We start from the raw sequence: 19,773 nt of genomic DNA, 5'->3' as shown, positions 1-19,773 counted from the left end.
CCCTAGACATTAAACCGGAACAACATCACATCCCCTTCCTGGACTAAGTATTCTTTTCCTTCCGCACGCACTAGGCCCTTTTCCTTGGCCGCAGGCATTGCCCCACAATCCACCAAATCTTGATAGGCCACCGTTTCCGCCCGGATAAAGCCCCGTTCAAAGTCTGTGTGAATTACCCCGGCGGCCTGGGGCGCTTTCATTCCCACATGGATTGTCCAAGCACGGGTTTCTTCTGGGCCAGTGGTGAAATAGGTTCGTAAACCCAACAGTTCATAGGTGGCGCGAATGAGAGATTGCAAACCTCCTTCTTCTACGCCGAGAGATTCCAAGAAATCTTTCTTTTCAGCGGCGTCTAATTCCACTAATTCTGCTTCTACTTGGGCCGAAACCACGACCACCTGGGCATTTTCCTGCTGGGCTAACTCCCTGACCTGTTCTACCCAAGCATTACCGTCGGCGAGATCTTCTTCGGAAACGTTGGTCGCATAGATTACAGGCTTGCGGGTCAGCAAACCAAGGGCTTTAATCGCCAGTTCTTCCTCTTCATCTAGTTCCACTTCCCGGGCTGGACGAGCATCTTCGAGGACGGGCAAAATCTTTTCTAAAACGGCCACTTCCAACAGAGCTTCCTTAGCGCGGCTCTTGGCTTGTTTGCGGGCGCGGTCGAGACGTTTTTCCACTTGGGCCAAATCGGCGAGGATCAACTCTAGGCTAATCACTTCAATGTCGCGGATCGGATCAACGGAACCGGACACATGGATAATGTCATCGTCGTCGAAACAGCGCACCACATGGACGATCGCATCCACTTCACGGATATTAGCGAGGAACTGATTGCCCAAACCTTCCCCTTGGCTCGCCCCTTTTACCAAGCCAGCGATATCGACAAATTCGATGCGGGTGGGGACAATTTTGGCGGATTTGGAAATGTCGGCGAGGACATCAAGACGCCCATCGGGAACCGCCACCACCCCCACATTGGGCTCGATGGTACAAAAAGGAAAGTTAGCCGCGTCTGCTTTGGCATTTTCACAGAGGGCATTAAAAAGGGTGGATTTTCCAACGTTGGGCAGTCCGACGATTCCGGCTCGTAGCATGGGGCTTTATGTTTTAAATTCTTGTTTTTGCTCGGTGGTCATTGTATCCCGAATCGCCAGAGTTTAATGGTTTTATCGGCGGCGGCAGTGGCAATAACTTGACTGTCTGGGGCAATGGCGATCGCCTTAATTTCGGCAGTATGGGCGGCCAGTTGCACAAAGGGTTGCTCCTGACCCAGTTGCCAGAGGGAAAGGTTTCCTTGGCGATCGCCGCCGGCAAAAAAGCGCTGGTTTGGGGCGATCGCCAATTGGGTAAAAGGAATGACTGGCCGGAGAATTTTGGGTGTGTAATCAGAAGCGAGGGGCCAAATTTTGAGGGTCTGATCCGTGGCGATACTGATTAAAAATTGACCATCGGCACTCACTTGAAAATCAAGAATTTCCCCTTGATGTTCCGGGAGAGTTTGAACAGACTGGCCTTGTTCATAGCAAGTTAAACCATTTCCCTGGGCGAGCCAGAGCTGGTTTTTCGCCTGGGATGCTCGGATCAGTTGAGCACCCGATACGGTAAAAGTGTAGAGAATTTTTTGTGTCGTTAAATCCCAGACAACAATTTCTTGATCGGCCCCCAAAGTGGCTAATTGCCCTGTTTTTTCCCAGCAAGCAAGCCCCTGAATCCAAGTCGATCTTCCCTGGAGACAAGCGGTCTGTTCTCCCTGTTGCCAATTCCAGAGGCGAATGGTGTAGTCCCAACTGCCAGAAATGAGGCGATCGCCCCAAAAGGCCAACCCAGAAATAATTCCCCGGTGCCCCCGCAAACAACGAACTTCCCGACGGCGGTCTAGATCCCAGAGGCGAATCGTTTGATCCGCGGCAGCACTGGCAAGGAACTGACTATCCGGGGCAAACTGCAAAGCGGTAATGTAGGCGTGGTGGACCGTAAAAGTGCGAAAACAATACCATTGGGGCACGGGGCTGGGTTCAATTAGGGAAATAATTTGAGGCGGTTCGGGGGCAACTCGCGGTATCGGTTTTGGGGTGACTGGTCTGGCGGTTGGGAAAAGTTGATCGAGGATCGCCTGGGCAGATTGGGGGCGATCGCCAACGGCTTCAGCCAGCATTTGATCCAGTAAGTGGCCCAGATTATTGCTAATCGGTGTGGTGAGATAATCCCGCCAGACCCAGCGATTTTCGCGCACACTGTAGAGATCAAAGGGATGAATTGAGGTGAGCAGTTCCAGGCAGATCACCCCCAGGCTGTAAAGATCGCTGCCAGGATAACTTTGACCCCGCAGTTGCTCTGGGGCGGTGTAAATCCCCGAACCGATTAGGGTGCCGGGTTCTGCGCTGGCCATTTTTGAGGTTACCTTTGCCGCCGTAAAATCGACGATCGCCCAATGCTGTGCTGGGGTAAATAGAAGATTATCCGGATTCAGATCTCGATGAATTAGCCCATGATCATGAATGAGTTGTACCAAGGGGAGAATGTCTTGGAGAAACTCCCGTAATTTTGCCTCGGAGAATGGCCCCATAAGATCGAGCCGCTGCCGTAAACTTTCCCCAGCAATTTTTTCAAACACAAGGGTCGGTGGAATCGTGATTTGATGCCAATGTTCCGGTAAAAATAGCCCTAAAACCGTCGGAAATTCCGGGCGATCGCCTAACGTTTTTAACCGCGCCGCATTCTCCTGGAACGTTTCCACAAACTGCTGGGCCTGCACGCTCTGGGTCAGAAAAACTTGCTTAAGAATGCAATAACTCTCAGGAAAAGTGCCCCGGTCAATGCCCAAGAGAGTGCGCCCCTTTGTCCCCTGGTGCAGCACTTGCCGGACTATATAGCGATCGCCTAACACCAGGGGTTGACCACAGGCCATGCAAAATTTCCCCTGATCAGGGTTACGGGGTTGGGAACAAGTGGGATTCAGGCAAAGAATCATCAGTGGTGATCGCACAGAAACCTTTCCATTGTGGCAGGAAGCCATCGTTCCGTTAAAACTTTCCCCGTAAACTAACGGGGATAGTCCCTGTAATTTCCAAAGTGAAAATTGATTCCCTATTTTTCCGGAGATTTTTGTAGATCCCTTAGGTGCAATCTACAAGGCGATCGCCTCTAGGTTAGTATCTAACTAGATATAGTCAGGTAAGAAAAATGACTTCATTTTCGGTTTCTTCTGGCGATGCGGCAGCCCACAGTTTAGAGAATCTTCAGACTTGGAAATTAGAAGAGGCCAAAGCCCGGTTTAGTGAGGTGGTGCGTCTAGCGCAGGATGCTGATCCACAACTGGTCACAGTACGAGGAAAAGATGCAGTTGTTATCCTCGCTGCGGATCAATTCGCTAAACTTTTACCTTTATTGAAACAACCCAATATTCACGAACTACTCTCTCAATCCCCTTTGAATAGCCTGGATTTTGAGTCGTCGGGTGTTCAGAGTCCCGTTAGAGAAGTGGAGCTATGAAGGGCTGGTTACTGGATACAAACGTGATCTCAGAGTAGAAGATTTTGAGAAAGCGGAAGTGCCTGTGTTTAACCCATTTCTGCCTACCACATGAAGCTATTGGTAAAGGAGGGTAATGCTCTATACATACATTGAGGCGATCGCCAACAAAATAATCAGCACTGCCATTATCTTGCGGGATAATTTCAGTGCTGCTGCCAAATTTTGCATCATTTGTACATTGTCTTAGTCTTACTTTTGAAGATTGAAGAAGCTATTGGGATAGCCCGCTAGTTTACCGGAAATCTTCGTACTGCCATTTTGGAGGGTGCCTTCGAGGACGACAGTTTGCCCAGAAAAACCATTGAGCTGAATGGTGACATTACTCCCTTGAAGTGAAGCCGAAGCGGTTCCTTGTTGCATCACACCCTGGCCACCGTAAAGCTTCCAGGAACCATTGCCCCCAGGGGACAACGTCACATCAAAGTTAGTTAAAACATCATCGCCAACACTGCCCATATTCCCCTGCCAACGACCAACGAGAGAAACGGGAGCAGCCAGATCGAACTGGGGTTGAAAAATATTTTGGGCGGGAATCGGTCGCAGATCAAAGGTTTGGGATTGTCTAGATTGACTAATTTGAGTCAGGGGCTTGGATCGGGGCAATGGTGAAGCATTCACTGCGTTGAGCATGAAGCCAGTAGTTAAAGAAAGGGTACCGAGGGTTGCGAAAGAAAGGGCTTTGAAAGAAATAGTCATTGGTTTTTCTCCACTTAAAAAAACAGAACTGATGGTGAATATCTGCACTTTTGTAGTGAATCAAACAAATTACTGATGCAGTGGCTCGACAAGATGACTTGAATTTTTTTCCATTACAGTTGAGTCAATTTTGTTGTGAATTTGAAAAGGCGATCGCCGCCACCCAGATGTGGAGATAATCTGCGGCCCGTCGCCAAGATCCCTGGGATTGGGTCACAATTTCCGCTGCCTTTTCTGGGGGAAGGATTAAAGGGCAAGTCTGATCCGGGATGGTGGTTGCCGCAATTTTGAACGCGGCCCAAGCTTGCAAAGTGGGTATGTCGAGGGGCGGCAGCTGAATCGTTGTTGTTTTCAGCCCCACCAGTTTCGCCCAAAAACTAATATCCACATGGCTACCAACCACCACCGTCCCCCGCCGGAAACGCACCCGGAGCAGTCCCCCCAGAAATAACCCTAGGGGCAGGCGATCTACTTCGTCCCAATAGGCGATCGCCCCCGTTTTTAGCCACTGCCAACGCTGGAGATAATTGGGCGGCACATAGCAATAACTTCCCCCCGTCTGCGATCGCCAATGGTGCAGATGGGCCGTTTTCCCGAAACCCTTTTCCCCCAGGATTTGCACAAACTGATTTCTCCCTGGTAAGGGTGCTTCAGAATAACCGCGATCCAGCCAAAAAGTGATGTTTTGCGCCAGTTGTTCCGTGCCAATAAAGGGATTGTGCCGTAAACCGATGGCCTGGTAAGGATTTGTCGCCATGGCTAAGCTAATACCTGAAAAGAAGCTACCGCTGTATCTTTGTCGCTAAACAAGCCTGGAAACGTGATCCGTACTTCCACAGACCAGATCAACCGAAATAAAAAGCCATCGTAGGAAATGGGGGCATCCAACGGAATCTCAAACGCAAAAGGATGGTTTCGCCCCATGAGATTCAGCACCATATTTGGGTCAAGGATTTGGGAACTGACCCGGTGGCGATCGCCTTTGCCTCGGCCTTCCGTTGACCACAGAATAGAAACCGTCGCTTTTTTCGGGCAACGGTCTGGATTTTCTGACCGCCAGACAAAATCACCCGATAATCTCTCTCCCAAACTGACTGCATCACGGTCGAGATGTAGCGTAATGGGCGTTTTCAGCGTTGTCATGGTCTACTCACCACCCTTAACTTAAAAAAAGATGTATCCCGCACAACCTGGGGCAAATGACAACGCACCTGAAGTTCCCAGCGCAGTTGATTGTGGGGCGGCGCGTAGATGCTCGGCTTGGCATCGGCGGGAATAGTCAGATCGATTGTGTATTCCAGTTGCTTGACTCCCCGACCAATGGCGCGTTCCAAGCAAGCCTGGGTTGAAAGCCCGTGGGTCACGGTTTCGAGGTCTGTGCCGCGATAATATTGCACCCATTCATAATGCAGCCAAGTGGCAGATAAAAGGGCGGTTTGGGTTGTTTGCCCGTTACGCAAGGGGCGCCGATAGCGCACCCGATAGGTTTCCCCAGCGTAGAGTGGATAGGTTGGTAAAATCAGTACCCCAGTTTTGATTCGATATTTTTGGTAGAGGAGTCGCCCGACCCAAATCAGTCCGCCCACACCAATGGCCACAAAGGGAATTAGGAACAGCAACATAAATATGGATCCTAATGTCGGGCCTTGGAAGATCTGTACTAAGGCGATCGCAAACATCGTAAAAGAAACCCCGCACCAAATCCCCAGCCACACCGTAATAAAAAGACCCGCACAGCCCATCGCGGCCCAGCTTCTCGATTGGGGAGATTCTGCTGAGAGCACATAACCTTCTGGGGTCGATTTCGGTTCCCAATATTGGGCGTAGGGGCAATACTCTTGCTGCGGGATTTTGAGATTGGCCATGGGCGATCGCCTGAAGTTGCCCACCATTTTCCCTGGAATTTTGCCGGGTGTCGCCAAAAATAGATAAACCTTATCAGCGATGGCAATTTGTCGAAATACTACGTGCTGAGCCATCCCCCGGCGTATCCCTTCCATAATGAAAGGTAGTTAGATTAACGACGAAAATCTCCTAGAAATGTGATGACTGCCGCCACAACGACCCAAAACAAAGGCATTCCAAAATTTTTTAAAATTGCGCTGCCCATCGTGCTGGTGGGGGGATTGGGCGTTGGTCTTGTAAATTATTTCCTCCGTCCGGAACCCACCCAAGGCATCGAACTCAGTGGCAGAATTGAAGGCTATGAAACGGATATTAGCGCCAAGGTAGGCGGGAAAATAGAGGCGATCGCCGTGCGGGAAGGAGATACTGTCACACAAGGGCAAGTCCTCGTCACCCTCGACAGTGCAGAATTACAAGCATCCCTTGATGGCGCACAGGCTCGGATTAACGCCGCCCAGCAACAGGTGAACCAAGCCCAACTGCAAATCGCCGTCATCGAAAATCAGATCACCGAAGCCCAACTCACCCAACAGCAAGCCCAGGACGACACCGTCGGACGGGTGAATGCCGCCCAAGCCAATGTTGCCGCTGCGAAAGCCCAACTCGCCCAAGCCCAAGCTCAGGTGAAACAACTCGAAGCTGAACTCGCCCTTGCCAAAGCCGATGGCGATCGCTTTCAGGAATTGTACGCATCCGGTGTGGTGTCCAAGCAGCGCTTAGAACAGGCCCAAACCCAATATTTATCGACGAAGGAAAACCTCGATGCCCGCCGTGCCGTGGTGGCTGCCGCCGCTGAACAGGTGAAAACCGCCGAAGGAAATCTCACCCAAACCCAAGCCAGCCAGTTCAATCCAGATATTCGTGCTGTACAGGTGCAACGGTTGCAAACCCAACTCGCCCAAGCCCAAACCCAACTCAATGCCGCCCAAGCCCAAGTGCAAAATGCCCAAGCCAATTACAACGAAATTGCCGCGAAACTCCAGGATTTAGAATTGGTCAGTCCCATCGATGGGGTGGTGTTAACGCGCACCGCCGAACCGGGGGAAGTGGTGGCAACGGGAAAAACCCTGTTAACCCTAGTGAATTTGGGGGATGTGTATCTACGGGGCTTTATTCCTGAAAAAGAGGTGGGGGCGATTCAAATTGGGCAGGCGGCAGCGGTGTTTTTAGATTCTGCGCCGGAGGAACCTTTACGGGCAACGGTGGCGGCAATTGATACGGAGGCTTCCTTTACGCCGGAGAATATTTATTTTCGGGATGATCGGGTAACCCAGGTGTTTGGGTTGAAATTGCAGATTGAAAATGAAGCGGGTTTTGCGAAACCGGGAATGCCTGCGGATGCGACGATTTTGACGGATGCGACCCAAAATGTGCAGCGATAGCGATGATGACAGCGACGAGCAATCATTCAACTTTTAGCAACGGGTTACGCTACGGGGAAACGACGATTCAGGTGGCGGGACTGCGGAAAGACTATGGCGCGGTGCGGGCGGTGCGGGGCATTGATTTTTCGGTTAAGGCAGGGGAAATTTTTGGGCTGATTGGGCCGGATGGGGCCGGGAAAACGAGTACTTTTCAGATTTTGGCGGGGGTGATGGGGGCCACGGCGGGAACGGTGGCCATGCTCGGCAAAACACCACAGGAGTCCCGCTTGGATGTGGGCTATTTAACGCAAACGTTTTCACTGTATTTGGATCTGAGTATTCTGGAAAATTTGCGCTATGTGGCAGGCTTACGGAATGTGCCAGAGCGGATATTTGGCGATCGCCATCGGCATCTACTGAAATTGATGAATTTGGATCAGTTTCCAGATCGGTTGGCGCGGCAGTTGTCGGGGGGGATGAAACAGAAGCTGGCGTTATGTTGTGCGTTGATTGCCCAGCCGAAAATTTTGTTGCTCGATGAGCCGACGACGGGGGTTGATCCGGTGTCGCGGCGGGAGTTTTGGGATTTGCTGGCGGGGATTGCGGCCCAGGGGGTGACGATTGTAACGGCAACGCCCTATCTGGATGAGGCGGAACGCTGTCATCGCCTCGCCCTGATTTATGAGGGGGAAATTCAGCAGCTTGGCACACTGGGGGAATTGCAACGAAATTTAGGGTTACATCGCTTGGAATTGCGGGCGACTCCCTTAACCGCAGCGGAAAAATTGTTACGCAACCAAGCGCCGGAAACGGTGATCGATGTGCAATCCTTTGGCGATCGCCTCGATATTTTGACCCCTGATGTTACTCAAGCCCAGCGGGACATCACCCAAACCTTAGCCCAAGACAATATCACTCTACATAGTTTAGAAGCGAATGAACCGACCCTCGAAAATGTCTTTGTAAACCACCTGCGGCAGCAAGGAGCAGATCCGGTGTATAAATCCTTCCCCTATTACCGCAAACGGGGAAATGCCAACCCAAAAGCCCCAAAACTCGCCATTTCTGCCCAACAACTGCAAAAAACCTTTGGCGAATTTCAGGCGGTAAAAAATGTCACCTTCGATGTCCACTACGGCGAAATTTATGGACTCCTCGGCGCAAACGGCGCAGGCAAAACTACCACGATTAAAATGATCTGCGGTCTCTTGCCACCGACAGCAGGACTGATACAGTTAGCGGGCGAAAGCGAAAATTTGCATCGGTCTGAGGTGCGATCGCGCCTTGGGTACATGAGCCAAAAATTTACCCTGTACGATGATCTGAGTATTCAGCAAAATTTGGAATTTTATTGCGGCGTGTACGGTATTCCCCGAAAATTGCGACGGGAAAAAATCGCGTGGGTGTTGGAAACCTGTGGGTTACTCGGTCGGGAAAAAATCACAACGGGCAGTTTACCGGGGGGTTGGAAACAGCGGGTCGCCTTTGGCGCGTCGGTGATGCACGAGCCGGATATTTTATTTCTTGATGAACCGACTTCGGGGGTGGATCCGGTGGCGCGACGGCAGTTTTGGCGCTTAATTCGGGATTTTGCGCGACAGGGGACGGCGATTCTTGTCACCACTCACTATTTAGAGGAGGCGGAAAATTGTAATCGGATGGCGTTTATGGTGGCGGGGGAAATTGTGGCGCAGGGTTCCCCGACGGAGATTAAGGCGGCACAACCAGGGCAATTGATCGAGCTTTGTACCAACCAAATTCAGCACAGTTCGGATTTACTCAAGGAAAAATTAGCCCATTGGCGGGTGTCGATTTTTGGCGATCGCCTGCACCTCGTTTTAGATCATCCCGCCCAAGACTTAAATTTTGTCCAGCAAACCTTACAGCAAGAAGGGATTGAAATTTATAGCCAGCGCCCCATTCCCTTTACCCTCGAAGATTCCTTTATTGGCACAGTGCAACGGGCGGAGGATCTACGTTAAATAATGAGCATCAAACGAATTTTGTCCCAAGCGAAAAAGGAACTGGCGCAATTTAGCCGCGATCGCCTAACGGTGGCTTTAGCGTTGGTGCTGCCCTTGGGGATGTTGTTAATTTATGGCTATGCGATCCGGTTAGAAACCAAAAATATTCCCCTCAGCATTCAGGATTTCGACAATTCGCCCCTGAGCCGCAGCTATGTGGAACGGCTCTTTGCCACGAATCAATTTATTCCCACGCCCCTCGCTGGAACTTCGCCGTTATCCTCACTGGATCGGGGCACAGCCAAGGCGACCATCGTCATTCCCCCGACTTTTGCGGCAGATGTAGCGGCGGGCAATGCCAAGGTGCAAGCCCTGATCGACGGCACCGATGTGAATAATGCGCGGGTGATCCAAAACAGTGTGCGGGCGGTAACCAACTTTTTTATCCAAACTCTGCCCAATGCCCAACGTCCCGAAGGAATTCAAGCGCGGGTGCGCATTTGGTTTAATCCCGGTCGGGAGGAAGCCCTGTACATTGTGCCGGGGATTTTTGGGGTGGTGTTTTGGGTGTTTCCGTCGATGCTTGCCGCTATTGCAGTCGTGCGGGAAAAGGAACAGGGAACCGCTGTGCAGGTGTATGCCTCCGATCTCAGTGCTACGGAATGGCTGTTAGGGAAAGGATTGGCGTACTGGCTGGTGGCGATCGCCGAAACCCTTGTTGTGATGACCGTCTCCTTTGCGTTGTTCCATATCCGCCTCCAAACCAGTCCCTTCCCCTTGATCATTGGCACAGCCATTTACCTCGCAGCGGCGGTGTCGTTCGGGTTATTTATCGGCGCACGGGGCGGCAACCAAAATGCCGCAGTCCAAGGCACGGCGATCGCCGGATTTTTGACCTCATTTTTACTCTCTGGCTTTATTTATCGCTTAGAAAATATTCCCTTTCCCTTATCATTAATCTCCAATATTATTCCCGCCCGCTATTACATTTTACTGACCCGTGATGCCTTTGTGCGGGGTAGTGGTTGGCACAGTATTTGGCATGTACCCATTGTGGTCGGGATTATTGGTTTAATCCTGTTTAAAGCTGCCACAAAAATCATGGAAAATATGCAGATATCGGACTAAATATTGATGTATGAAAATTAATTTACTACAAGATTTTTTTGATGGTCATTTCTGGGCATTAACCCTCAAGGAAATTCGCCAAATCCTCAAAAATCGCCAATCTATTTTTCTCCTGATTTTTCCGCCGACGATTCAATTATTAGTTTTTGGTTTAGCCCTCAGTCCCAATGTCGATCACCTCAGTTTAGGTTTAATCGATTATGCTAATTCTGCCCAAAGTCGTGAATTTGTTTTTGCCTTGACGGAAAATGACATCTTTCAAATTGAGTCAATCCCTAAAAATGAAGCTCAGTTACAGGAGCAAGTACGGAATGGTAAATTAACCGCCGGATTAATTATTCCGCCCAACCTTGGTCGAGATTTAAACCAAGGCAATTCAACGGAAGTACAAGTTTTTATTGATGGGGTTGATGCCAATACTGCAGGCATTACAAATGGCTATATTAATCAAATTGTGAATCAATATACTCGCCAAAAAAATCCTGAATTTAAAACGCCCCCCGTCGAAAGCCAAAGTCGTTTTTTATATAATCCCGGTTTGATTAGTAGTTGGTTCTTTGTGCCGGGAGTGATTGGTTTAGTGTTAACATTAACGGGTTCTCTGATTTCTTCAGTGACTGTCATTCGCGAAAAAGATGTGGGAACACTAGAGCAATTACTCATGACTCCGGCATCAGGCTGGGAAATTCTTCTGGCAAAAATCATTCCCTTATTTATCCTTTTAATGGGGGATGTTTTAATTGCATCGGCGATGGGAAAATTTATCTTTCACTTGCCCTTTCGCGGCAATTTTTTGATTTTTTATGCCCTCTCTGGCCTGTATGTTTTTGTGAGTATCGGTTTAGGAATTTTACTGGCAACTCTGTCCCGCACCCAGCAACAGGTGGTCTTAACGTCATTCTTTTTTAATGCGCCAATTATCCAACTTTCTGGGGCGATCGCCCCGATTGAGAGTATGCCGAAATTTTTCCAGATTCTCTCGTGGTTTGACCCGCTGCGCCATTATGTGGCGATCGCCCGGAGTTTGATTCTCAAAGGGGTGGCGATTGACTCCCTGTGGCCGAATATTTTGGCATTGCTAGGGTTTGCGATTATTTTGTTGTCGGTGAGTGTGCATCGTTTTCGGGCACAGTTGAATTGAGGGCTAACCAACGTTTTTTCCAGTGACTTGTGGATTCCCGCTGGCTAGATTTTTGTTCGTCCCGTCGCCGTTGCAAAATTGTTGCTGCATCGTCCTGGAGGGTCGGATCGCGGTAGGCGATCGCCGCATTGGTGAGAAGATGTTCCTGCTCCTGTTGGGACAAAGGCGTCAGATTCTCAGGAATAAACCGCGCTAGGGTTCCGGGAGACTTTCGACCGACACCGGGGGTTTTGCCGAGCTTTAAACCTGCTGCCTGGAGGGCCACCCGCACCGCCGCCGCACAGGAATAGGTCGCCAAATAGCCGTCGGAGGCAAGGCATTGGGCCACTAAATTGAGAAATTCCACCGTCCAAAGTTGGGGACATTTTGGCGGTGAAAACGGATCAAGAAAGATGGCATCGGCCTGAAAATTGGCCTGAATCACTCGTTGGATCGTTTGCCGTGCATCTCCTGTGAGCAATTGAGCTTTGAATCGGCCTGTTTCGACCTGAAGATTTTCGCTCAATTCCCAGAGTAGAGACACCACCGTTTCGGGATAGGCCGCCAGGATATTTTGCTGAATGCTATCGAGGGCGATCGCCTGGTCTTTTTCTAGGGCAAATAAGGTGACTTGACAGTGGGGATTAACGCGCCAAATTTCCGTGAGGGCTGCTGCGGTATTATGACCCAAGCCATAGCAAACATCCAAAAGCCGGAGTTGGGGTTGTTGGGCGAGTTCGGCGATCCGACAGGGCAGAAGAAATTTTTCCTTAGCCTCCCGTTTGGCCCCCACCTGGGAGTGGAAATGCTCCTGAAACTCCTCAGAGAAAAACGTATAGGAACCGTCGGCTGTTAACTGGGGCACCAAGCTAGACATCGTCACGATTGCTTTTTTAACTATTCCGTTTCACCGTCGATGGCGGCGCGGATCCGTTGGGTGGCGGCTTCATGTTCTGCCAGGGTTTCACTGAAAACATGGGTGCCGTCGTAGTTGGCCACGAAAAATAAAAAGTCCGTCGCTTCAGGATTGGAGGTGGCCCGAAAACTGGCTAGTCCCGGTGAGGCGATCGCCCCTGGTGGTAAACCTTCATTGAGATAAGTGTTGTAGGGATTAGGGGTGCGCACCTGCTCAAGGGTGAGGGGCTGTTCCTTCGTTTGGCGAATGCCGAGGCCATATTCCACCGTCGGATCTGTTTCCAGGCGCATGCCCTGTTCCAGGCGATTGACAAATACCCCGGCAATCAAAGGTCGCTCTTCAGGGATCACCGCTTCTTTTTCCACAATGCTCGCTAGGGTCACCCATTCTGTGAGGGATAAGTCTAAAGGCACCGTTTCGGCCTCATAGAAGGGCAAGACCACCGCCTCAAATTGGCCCAACATCTGCTCAATGATCGCTGGGGGGCTGGGCTGGGCGGTATCGAGAAAATAGGTGTCGGGAAATAAAAAGCCTTCTAAGGAGGTTAAATCTGCTGGCAACCAGGGAAATTGCTCACGGGGGATGGTCTGAGTCGCCGCAATAAACTCCGTGGCCGGAAAAAACCCCAGAGCTTCAAAACGATTTGCCATCTGTTGGATCGTCCAACCTTCGGGGATCGTCACGCTCGTCTGCACCACGTCCCCCGACCAAATTTGCTGGGCGATCGCCGGGAGATCTTGGTTGGGCGGAAATTGATAGGTGCCCGCCTTGAGACTGCCGCCTCGATCCGTGAGCCTGAGCCACTTTACCCAGATCTGCCACGCCTTGGGCGATTGGATTAAACCCAAAGCCGTTAAATCTTCGCCAATTTGGGCTGCGCCTGTACCGACCGGAATGTCGAGTTGTACCGTCTGGTCGGCATTTTCCCCAGGGGCGATCGCCCATCGCCACCAGGCCCAACTCTGCCAAAAGGCGATCGCTACTGTCAGGGCGAGGATCCCAGAAAACCAAGGAAAGCCCCGTTCGCGCTGTGCTAAGGGTTGCGTTTTGGGGGGCGCATTAGTCGGCATCTTGGAGCAGGAGCGTATCAACTAAACTTTGGATCATCGGATCCCCAGGTTCGAGGATCTCCATTTCTTCATCCTCAGTCACCTTCACAAAAATGGGAATCGGCTCTAGGGGCGTGTAGATGCTATACAGTTGGTCGAGGTGGTAGAAGCGCGCTAATTCCTGTAACTCTTCAGCCTCTAGCTCTTCGTCTTCAAAGTCATCATCTTCAATCTCTAAAGAGAGAATTTTATCCTCTTCCAGGGGGGGCAACTCACCACGGACGGTCATCACATGGGCTGTATCCTGGAGGATTAAATCATGTTCTGCCAGTACCGCCTTGGCATCGGGGAAAATTTCTGCAAGTTCCTCTGGATCTTCAACCAGTTCCGTTTCCGGTAAATCGCTCTCCTCGGCTTCATCTTCGTCCCAAGCGAGGATTACCACTGGCTGGTCTACTGGCATCAGGAAATAATACTCAGTGCCATCCTGGGTAATTTCATTCTCAACGTAACAATCTAGCGATCGCCCCATGGCATCGGTGAGGGTAACGATGTCCTGAGCATCAAGCTCCCGTCCGGAATCAAAAGAAGGCGAAGACATAGACAGTGGCTGGCAAAAAAGGAACAGAAATAATTTCTCTCAGAATATCACGCAGTGGGCCAAAGTTTTGATTTGTACAGGCCCCCTAAACTCCCACTATGATGTTTTCAATGCGCCCATTGTGATCTGCCCATGTCCAAAGCCCCAATTACTGTCCAATCCGAGGTTACAGCCCCCCTCACAAAAACCGTCCAGGAGCAAGAATTTGAAGAGAAACGCCTCCAGGATATGTTGCTGCTCATTGAAACCATGTTTTTGCGGGAAGAGACCACGGTCAAACTGGTTTTAGAATGCCTCTACGACATTGGCTCGGTGAATTTAATCAACAAAAAAGTCCGCCGCCGTCCCCTCAATCGCTTGGCGAAATACATTGCCCGATTTTCTAAGCCTATTTTTCGGATTTTGGCCTGGCGTTGGTTTATGAAAAATTGCCCGACTCTCCTGGTAAATTGGCTCCATGGGAAGGTGTCTAAATTCTAGTTTCTGAATTTGAGAAAAGATTGGATGCCGAACCAGTTAATTGCACGAATGTTCTAGCGGTCATTTAGAAGAGAAACAGGGGGACAGCCATGGCAGACAAAACAGTTTTAGTCACGGGGGGAGCGGGTTACATTGGCTCCCAGGCGGTATTGAGTCTGCAACGGCGCGGTTATCGGGTCATCGTGCTAGATAACTTGGTCTATGGTCATCGAGATTTAGTGGCGTCGGTGCTCAAAGCGGAACTGATCGTTGGGGACACAGGCGATCGCCCTTTGTTAGATCAAATATTTGCAGACCACAAAATCGATGCGGTGATGCACTTTGCCGCCTATGCCTACGTGGGGGAATCGGTCACAGCGCCCGCCAAATACTATCGCAATAACGTGGTCGGGACTTTAACACTCCTGGAGGCGATGATCGCAGCGGGAGTCAAGCAGTTTGTCTTTTCTTCTACCTGTGCCACCTACGGCGAACCAAGCGAAATTCCCATCCCTGAAGCTCATCCCCAAAACCCAATCAACCCCTACGGCATGAGCAAGCTGATGGTGGAAAAAATGCTCTGGGATTTTGACCGGGCCTATGGCTTGCGGTCGGTGATGTTCCGTTATTTCAACGCAGCGGGAGCTGATCCCAATGGTCACCTAGGAGAAGACCACAACCCCGAAACCCACTTGATCCCCCTGGTGCTCTTTGCGGCCCTCGGTCAACGGGAGCATATTTCCATTTTTGGCACCGATTATCCTACCCCCGACGGCACTTGCGTCCGGGATTATATCCATGTGAGTGACCTCGCCGATGCCCATGTTTTAGGTCTGGAATATTTACTGCAAGGCGGGGCAACCAATGCCTTTAACCTCGGCAATGGCAACGGTTTTTCGGTTAAAGAGGTAATTGAGGCCGCCCGCAAAATTACCGCCAAAGAGATCAAGGCGATCGCCACCGACCGTCGCCCCGGTGATCCCCCCAGCCTCGTGGGAAGCAGTGAAAAAGCCCGTACAGTTCTGGGTTGGCAACCCCAATATGCTGACCTGGAAACTATTTTGCAACATGCTTGGCACTGGCACCAACGGCGGCATGGTTAACCTAGCGGTCAGGAAAATTGGCGATCGCCAAGCAGAAACTCCCGAATTCTGAAAGAGAAAGGAACTCAACCAGATAAAATAAAAAGCCACTACCCCGCTTGTCCACTTTCTAAACTCAAGAGGATATACAACATTGTCTCGTCGTTATCTCTTTACCTCCGAATCCGTCACCGAGGGACATCCCGATAAAATTTGTGACCAAATCTCCGATGCAATTTTAGATGCCGTACTTGCTGCTGATCCCAGTAGCCGTGTTGCTGCTGAGGTTGTGACCAATACCGGTTTGGTGCTGATTACGGGTGAACTAACAACCCAAGCGAATGTGAATTTTATCCAGGTGGCTCGCCAGAAAATCAAAGAAATTGGCTACACCAATGCCGATAATGGCTTTTCTGCCAATAGCTGCTCTGTGATGGTTGCCCTGGATGAACAATCCCCCGACATCGCCCAGGGGGTCACCAGCGCCCAGGAGCAACGGGACAAACTCAGTGACGACCAACTCGATGAAATTGGTGCCGGAGACCAGGGGTTAATGTTTGGCTATGCCTGCAACGAGACACCCGAATTCATGCCTCTCCCCATTAGTTTGGCCCATCGTTTGTCTCTGAAATTGAGCCAAGTGCGCAAAAGCGGTGAACTGCCTTACCTCGGCCCCGACGGTAAAACCCAAGTCACGGTGATCTACGAGGACGGCAAACCCGTGGGGATCGATACGATTTTGATTTCGACCCAACACACAGAGACCATTGGGGCACTCACAGACAATACGGAGATTCAGGCCAAGATCAAGGCGGATCTGTTGGAAAAAGTGATGAAACCTGTTTTTGTCGGGGCAACGGTGGGTTTAAGTGACAGTACGAAGTTCCTGGTAAATCCCACTGGTAAGTTTGTCATTGGTGGCCCCCAGGGAGATTCTGGACTTACGGGCCGCAAGATTATTATCGATACCTACGGTGGCTATTCTCGTCACGGGGGCGGTGCTTTCTCCGGCAAAGATCCCACTAAGGTAGACCGCAGTGCTTCCTATGCTTGCCGTTATGTGGCGAAAAATATTGTCGCAGCGGGCCTTGCGGAAAAATGTGAGGTGCAGGTGAGCTACGCGATTGGGGTGGCTCGTCCAGTGAGTGTGATGATCGAGACCTTTGGTACTTGCAGCGTCGATGAGGATCGGTTGCTCGAAGTCGTGCAAAAACATTTTGAACTGCGTCCGGCGGGGATTATCCAGGCTTTCGATCTGCGCAATTTACCGAGTCAGCGTAATGGGCGTTTTTATCAGGATGTGGCCGCCTATGGACATTTTGGTCGGACAGACTTAGATCTTCCCTGGGAACGTTTGGATAAGGTAGATATTCTCAAACAGGAACTGGCCACGGCAACAGTTGCCTAGTTTTCTTGCGTACTGACGTCCTAAACCTCAAAAGCTAATTAAATTTCCCCTGGTGCTTCTTCTGGCAGTGGGGGATTTTTGTTGAGTTGGTGATCGCCGCGTTTGAGGGCATCTGCAAGCATTGCTTCGCCGACAACGACATTAAGCTGATCCCCTAGGAGCATCACCAGGGCGCTGAGTTGGAGCCAAAGCATCAGAATAATCGCCGTCCCCACAGCCCCATAGACACGGTTATATTGGCCAAAGTTGGCAACATAGAGGCGAAATAGAGAAGAGATAATCGCCCAGGAAACAGCTCCCAGAACGGCACCGGGCAAAATGGGCATACCTTTAATCAGGCGACTAGAACCCATGCTGTAGATAAAAGCAAAGGCAATGGAAACGATCGCCAAGGCGACGGGCAGGCTCAGAAAACGCCAGAGAATGACCAACAGATTTGCCAGATCATAGTTGATCTCCATATCGACAATCAGATTTTGGATAAAGAGAATCGAAAAACACAGGGCGAAAAAGGCAATGAGGGCGATCACTAAACCAAAGGACATCTGTTTGAGTTTGCGTAGCGGATGACGCCGATCGGGGGGACTCGTCAGAATGTTAATCACCATCGCAATAATGCCCGTCCCTAACCCCAACGCTAACGGGAAACTCAATAGCCGCCAGAGGGTGACCAGGACATTGACCCCCGTCGTATCTACAGGTAAGCGCACAATTAAATCGAGCCCGACTTTAATGACGCTATCGCCCACCAGCACCAGAAATGAGGCAAAAATCAAAAGGGCGATCGCCCCCAGGGTAATAAAAATCGACATCAACTTTGCTTTCCAGAAAGGACGCCGTTGTTCCGGGGGGATTTCGTGGATTTGATCGAGGGCATTCATTGCCGCACTCAGCGCCCCGGACGAGACCCAGATCGTCGCGATAAAACTAACCGAAAATAAACTTCTACTGGGAGTTTTGCTAATTTCTGCCGCGAACTCCCGTAGGAGCGTCCATACCGACACCGGCATCACATCTTCGTAATAGCTCGCCAACTGTAGAATGGTCTGGTTATCGAGGGTGGCCGTGAATAAGCCCAGGGCCGTCAACGCCATAATAATCGTCGGGAACAAGGACAGCATGACGTTAAAGGCAATCTCCGCCGAAAGCCCCAACAGTCGCCGTCGTAACGCCTGGCGGATCGTCCAATACAGCGTTCGGTGATTCAGAAATAAAAAAAACCGCAAAAAACGTTTCATCGCCTGACCGATCGGGGCAACATATTTTCTGGGGCGTGTTTATGCAGCTGCATTTGCTGAAACATTTTGAGATTCCAAGAAGTACAGTACCACTACCTATTAGTTTATCGATCAAAACTCCCTTGGCGATCGCCTCGCGTCTCCTCCCAAAGTACAAAGCCACGTCAGGCCGCTGTCGCACTACCCAAAAATTATCTGGTCAGCTGACAGGATTATCAAGTACATCTTCATGACGAAAATCACGCCCAAAGTTTACCAATGGTGCGATATTTGATAGGTTGCTGCCGAAAAAAATCTTTTTCAATCTGAATAAAAAGTAGTGAGAAAATATCAATCAAAAAAAATATAGAAATACGACCCAGAACTTTTTATTTTTCTCTGGGTTATAAATCCTTCAAAAGAGTCAAACGATCTCCAAATGTGGGGAATCACCCCTCAACCCCATCGGGTCAAGCCTTACTTTCTAAAGCGATTTTTTTGGTTAATGGCTTAAATCCTCTGTTTTTAAGAACAATTCTCTTATTGAATAATTTTTAAATCGGTTAAAAAATAAGATAAAGAAAAAATTAAATTTTTCAAGCCATTTGTTATTACTTTTTATAAAAACAAGCCGTTGTTGCAGGGAAAAATAGCGACAATATTATTAGCCCTACATTACTTTTTTGATGGTGGAGGTAACTGATATGTTACACCCTACAATGCACCAATCCCTAAGTCTGTTGCTAGTCCCCCTCGGTTTAGTCCTGGCCACAGCCCTAGGCCCCCAGAAAAATCTCAATGCCCAATCCTGCAACGTCTATATGGGTCAAGCGGTGACTGGTGCGAGTGTCAATGTGGATCGTTGTTCCATCCGGCGGGCTAGTGAACGTAGTGTTAACTTCACTTACTACCTCGGCCAAATGAAAATTAATGCCCAGGCCCATTGTTGGGATAACACCTGGACGAGCTTCCATGATGGTGTGACCCATAGCCCCAGATCCACGGCCACCCAAAATATGCTGAACTTTGTCTGTGATGGTAATCCTGGTAATACGGGCGCGAATGATACTGCTTTTGTCTTTGCTCCCCCCTCGAATGTCCGCACTTACCCCAATGGGCCAATTTTGTGCACCGTGCGATCGCGCCAAACCATCAACCTCTACGGCAACCAAGGAAATTGGTTCTATACCGATGTCTGCGGCGGCATGGGGATGATTCACTCTAGCCAAATTCGCTTCTAGGAACGAATAGTTAAGACTCAATGTTGAGGCCCAAGATTGGGCAAGGGGTGGGGAATTTTTGATCTTGGGTTGACGCCTCGCTCAAT

At 50.1% G+C, this 19,773-nt stretch carries 19 protein-coding genes; 9 read left to right on the top strand and 10 right to left on the bottom strand.

What is annotated here, in order from left to right:
* Positions 1-2: 2 nt before the first annotated feature.
* Both ychF and AACT35_RS09005 read right to left on the bottom strand, forming a co-directional pair.
* Positions 3-1,097, bottom strand: coding sequence for a redox-regulated ATPase YchF (gene ychF, locus AACT35_RS09010; protein ID WP_012307340.1), 1,095 nt, complete (start codon positions 1,095-1,097; stop codon positions 3-5).
* Positions 1,098-1,135: 38 nt separating this feature from the next.
* Positions 1,136-3,019 carry a WD40 repeat domain-containing serine/threonine-protein kinase gene (locus tag AACT35_RS09005; protein WP_254048074.1) on the bottom strand — a complete coding sequence of 628 codons (1,884 nt, stop codon included), beginning with the start codon at positions 3,017-3,019 and terminating at the stop codon, positions 1,136-1,138.
* 167 nt (positions 3,020-3,186) lie between these two features.
* Here AACT35_RS09005 and AACT35_RS09000 point away from each other — a divergent pair, with 167 nt between their 5' ends.
* Entirely contained in the window at positions 3,187-3,495 is a 309-nt protein-coding gene (locus AACT35_RS09000) for a type II toxin-antitoxin system prevent-host-death family antitoxin (RefSeq protein WP_099240638.1), read from the top strand.
* A 231-nt stretch (positions 3,496-3,726) separates the two neighbouring features.
* Here AACT35_RS09000 and AACT35_RS08995 read toward each other — a convergent pair whose 3' ends face one another.
* From AACT35_RS08995 to AACT35_RS08980, 4 genes are all read right to left on the bottom strand, one after another.
* The gene (locus AACT35_RS08995; RefSeq protein WP_099240635.1) at positions 3,727-4,233 is read right to left on the bottom strand and encodes a hypothetical protein; all 507 of its coding nucleotides are present in this window, start codon (positions 4,231-4,233) and stop codon (positions 3,727-3,729) included.
* 124 nt (positions 4,234-4,357) lie between these two features.
* Complete coding sequence (locus AACT35_RS08990; RefSeq protein WP_099240633.1) at positions 4,358-4,990, bottom strand: hypothetical protein; 633 nt, start codon at positions 4,988-4,990, stop codon at positions 4,358-4,360.
* A 2-nt stretch (positions 4,991-4,992) separates the two neighbouring features.
* Positions 4,993-5,376, bottom strand: coding sequence for a hypothetical protein (locus AACT35_RS08985; protein WP_099240630.1), 384 nt, complete (start codon positions 5,374-5,376; stop codon positions 4,993-4,995).
* On the bottom strand, positions 5,373-6,212 hold the full coding sequence (locus AACT35_RS08980) for a hypothetical protein (protein ID WP_143596814.1): 840 nt from the start codon (positions 6,210-6,212) through the stop codon (positions 5,373-5,375). The genes AACT35_RS08985 and AACT35_RS08980 overlap by 4 nt, the downstream gene beginning before the upstream one ends.
* A 66-nt stretch (positions 6,213-6,278) precedes the next feature.
* Here AACT35_RS08980 and AACT35_RS08975 point away from each other — a divergent pair, with 66 nt between their 5' ends.
* The 4 genes from AACT35_RS08975 to AACT35_RS08960 are packed head-to-tail and all read left to right on the top strand — an operon-like array spanning position 6,279 to position 11,735.
* Positions 6,279-7,520 carry an HlyD family secretion protein gene (locus tag AACT35_RS08975; protein ID WP_099240626.1) on the top strand — a complete coding sequence of 414 codons (1,242 nt, stop codon included), beginning with the start codon at positions 6,279-6,281 and terminating at the stop codon, positions 7,518-7,520.
* Positions 7,521-7,522: 2 nt separating this feature from the next.
* On the top strand, positions 7,523-9,484 hold the full coding sequence (locus tag AACT35_RS08970; protein WP_254048073.1) for an ATP-binding cassette domain-containing protein: 1,962 nt from the start codon (positions 7,523-7,525) through the stop codon (positions 9,482-9,484).
* Positions 9,485-9,487: 3 nt separating this feature from the next.
* Positions 9,488-10,594 (top strand): ABC transporter permease, encoded by a 1,107-nt coding sequence (locus tag AACT35_RS08965; protein ID WP_099240623.1) that lies wholly within the window; start codon positions 9,488-9,490, stop codon positions 10,592-10,594.
* A gap of 10 nt (positions 10,595-10,604) precedes the next feature.
* Positions 10,605-11,735 carry an ABC transporter permease gene (locus AACT35_RS08960; RefSeq protein ID WP_099240621.1) on the top strand — a complete coding sequence of 377 codons (1,131 nt, stop codon included), beginning with the start codon at positions 10,605-10,607 and terminating at the stop codon, positions 11,733-11,735.
* Here the strand turns inward: AACT35_RS08960 and AACT35_RS08955 are convergent.
* The 3 genes from AACT35_RS08955 to AACT35_RS08945 are packed head-to-tail and all read right to left on the bottom strand — an operon-like array spanning position 11,686 to position 14,280.
* Positions 11,686-12,591 (bottom strand): tRNA (5-methylaminomethyl-2-thiouridine)(34)-methyltransferase MnmD, encoded by a 906-nt coding sequence (locus tag AACT35_RS08955; protein ID WP_099240617.1) that lies wholly within the window; start codon positions 12,589-12,591, stop codon positions 11,686-11,688. The two genes, AACT35_RS08960 and AACT35_RS08955, sit on opposite strands and share 50 nt — an antisense overlap.
* Positions 12,592-12,611: 20 nt before the next feature.
* Positions 12,612-13,700 carry an endolytic transglycosylase MltG gene (mltG, locus tag AACT35_RS08950; RefSeq protein WP_254048072.1) on the bottom strand — a complete coding sequence of 363 codons (1,089 nt, stop codon included), beginning with the start codon at positions 13,698-13,700 and terminating at the stop codon, positions 12,612-12,614.
* Positions 13,690-14,280 carry a DUF3727 domain-containing protein gene (locus tag AACT35_RS08945; RefSeq protein WP_030007472.1) on the bottom strand — a complete coding sequence of 197 codons (591 nt, stop codon included), beginning with the start codon at positions 14,278-14,280 and terminating at the stop codon, positions 13,690-13,692. Before AACT35_RS08945 ends, mltG begins: the two co-directional genes overlap by 11 nt.
* A gap of 132 nt (positions 14,281-14,412) precedes the next feature.
* Here AACT35_RS08945 and AACT35_RS08940 point away from each other — a divergent pair, with 132 nt between their 5' ends.
* The 3 genes from AACT35_RS08940 to metK all read left to right on the top strand — a co-directional run bounded on the left by AACT35_RS08940 (position 14,413) and on the right by metK (position 17,229).
* Positions 14,413-14,760, top strand: a complete 348-nt coding sequence (locus tag AACT35_RS08940; protein ID WP_012307328.1) for a hypothetical protein — start codon at positions 14,413-14,415, stop codon at positions 14,758-14,760.
* A gap of 89 nt (positions 14,761-14,849) precedes the next feature.
* Positions 14,850-15,842: a UDP-glucose 4-epimerase GalE gene (galE, locus tag AACT35_RS08935; protein WP_099240615.1), complete on the top strand. Its 993-nt coding sequence runs from the start codon at positions 14,850-14,852 to the stop codon at positions 15,840-15,842.
* Positions 15,843-15,975: 133 nt separating this feature from the next.
* Positions 15,976-17,229 (top strand): methionine adenosyltransferase, encoded by a 1,254-nt coding sequence (gene metK / locus AACT35_RS08930; protein WP_099240613.1) that lies wholly within the window; start codon positions 15,976-15,978, stop codon positions 17,227-17,229.
* Positions 17,230-17,267: 38 nt separating this feature from the next.
* Here metK and AACT35_RS08925 read toward each other — a convergent pair whose 3' ends face one another.
* Complete coding sequence (locus AACT35_RS08925) at positions 17,268-18,467, bottom strand: YihY/virulence factor BrkB family protein (protein WP_099240610.1); 1,200 nt, start codon at positions 18,465-18,467, stop codon at positions 17,268-17,270.
* A gap of 683 nt (positions 18,468-19,150) precedes the next feature.
* Here AACT35_RS08925 and AACT35_RS08920 point away from each other — a divergent pair.
* Positions 19,151-19,687, top strand: coding sequence for a hypothetical protein (locus AACT35_RS08920; protein ID WP_254048071.1), 537 nt, complete (start codon positions 19,151-19,153; stop codon positions 19,685-19,687).
* Positions 19,688-19,773: the final 86 nt, after the last annotated feature.

The organism is Synechococcus sp. BDU 130192, assembly GCF_963876085.1.
Lineage (GTDB): Bacteria > Cyanobacteriota > Cyanobacteriia > Cyanobacteriales > MRBY01 > MRBY01.
This window is presented reverse-complemented; position numbering and strand designations above follow the sequence as displayed.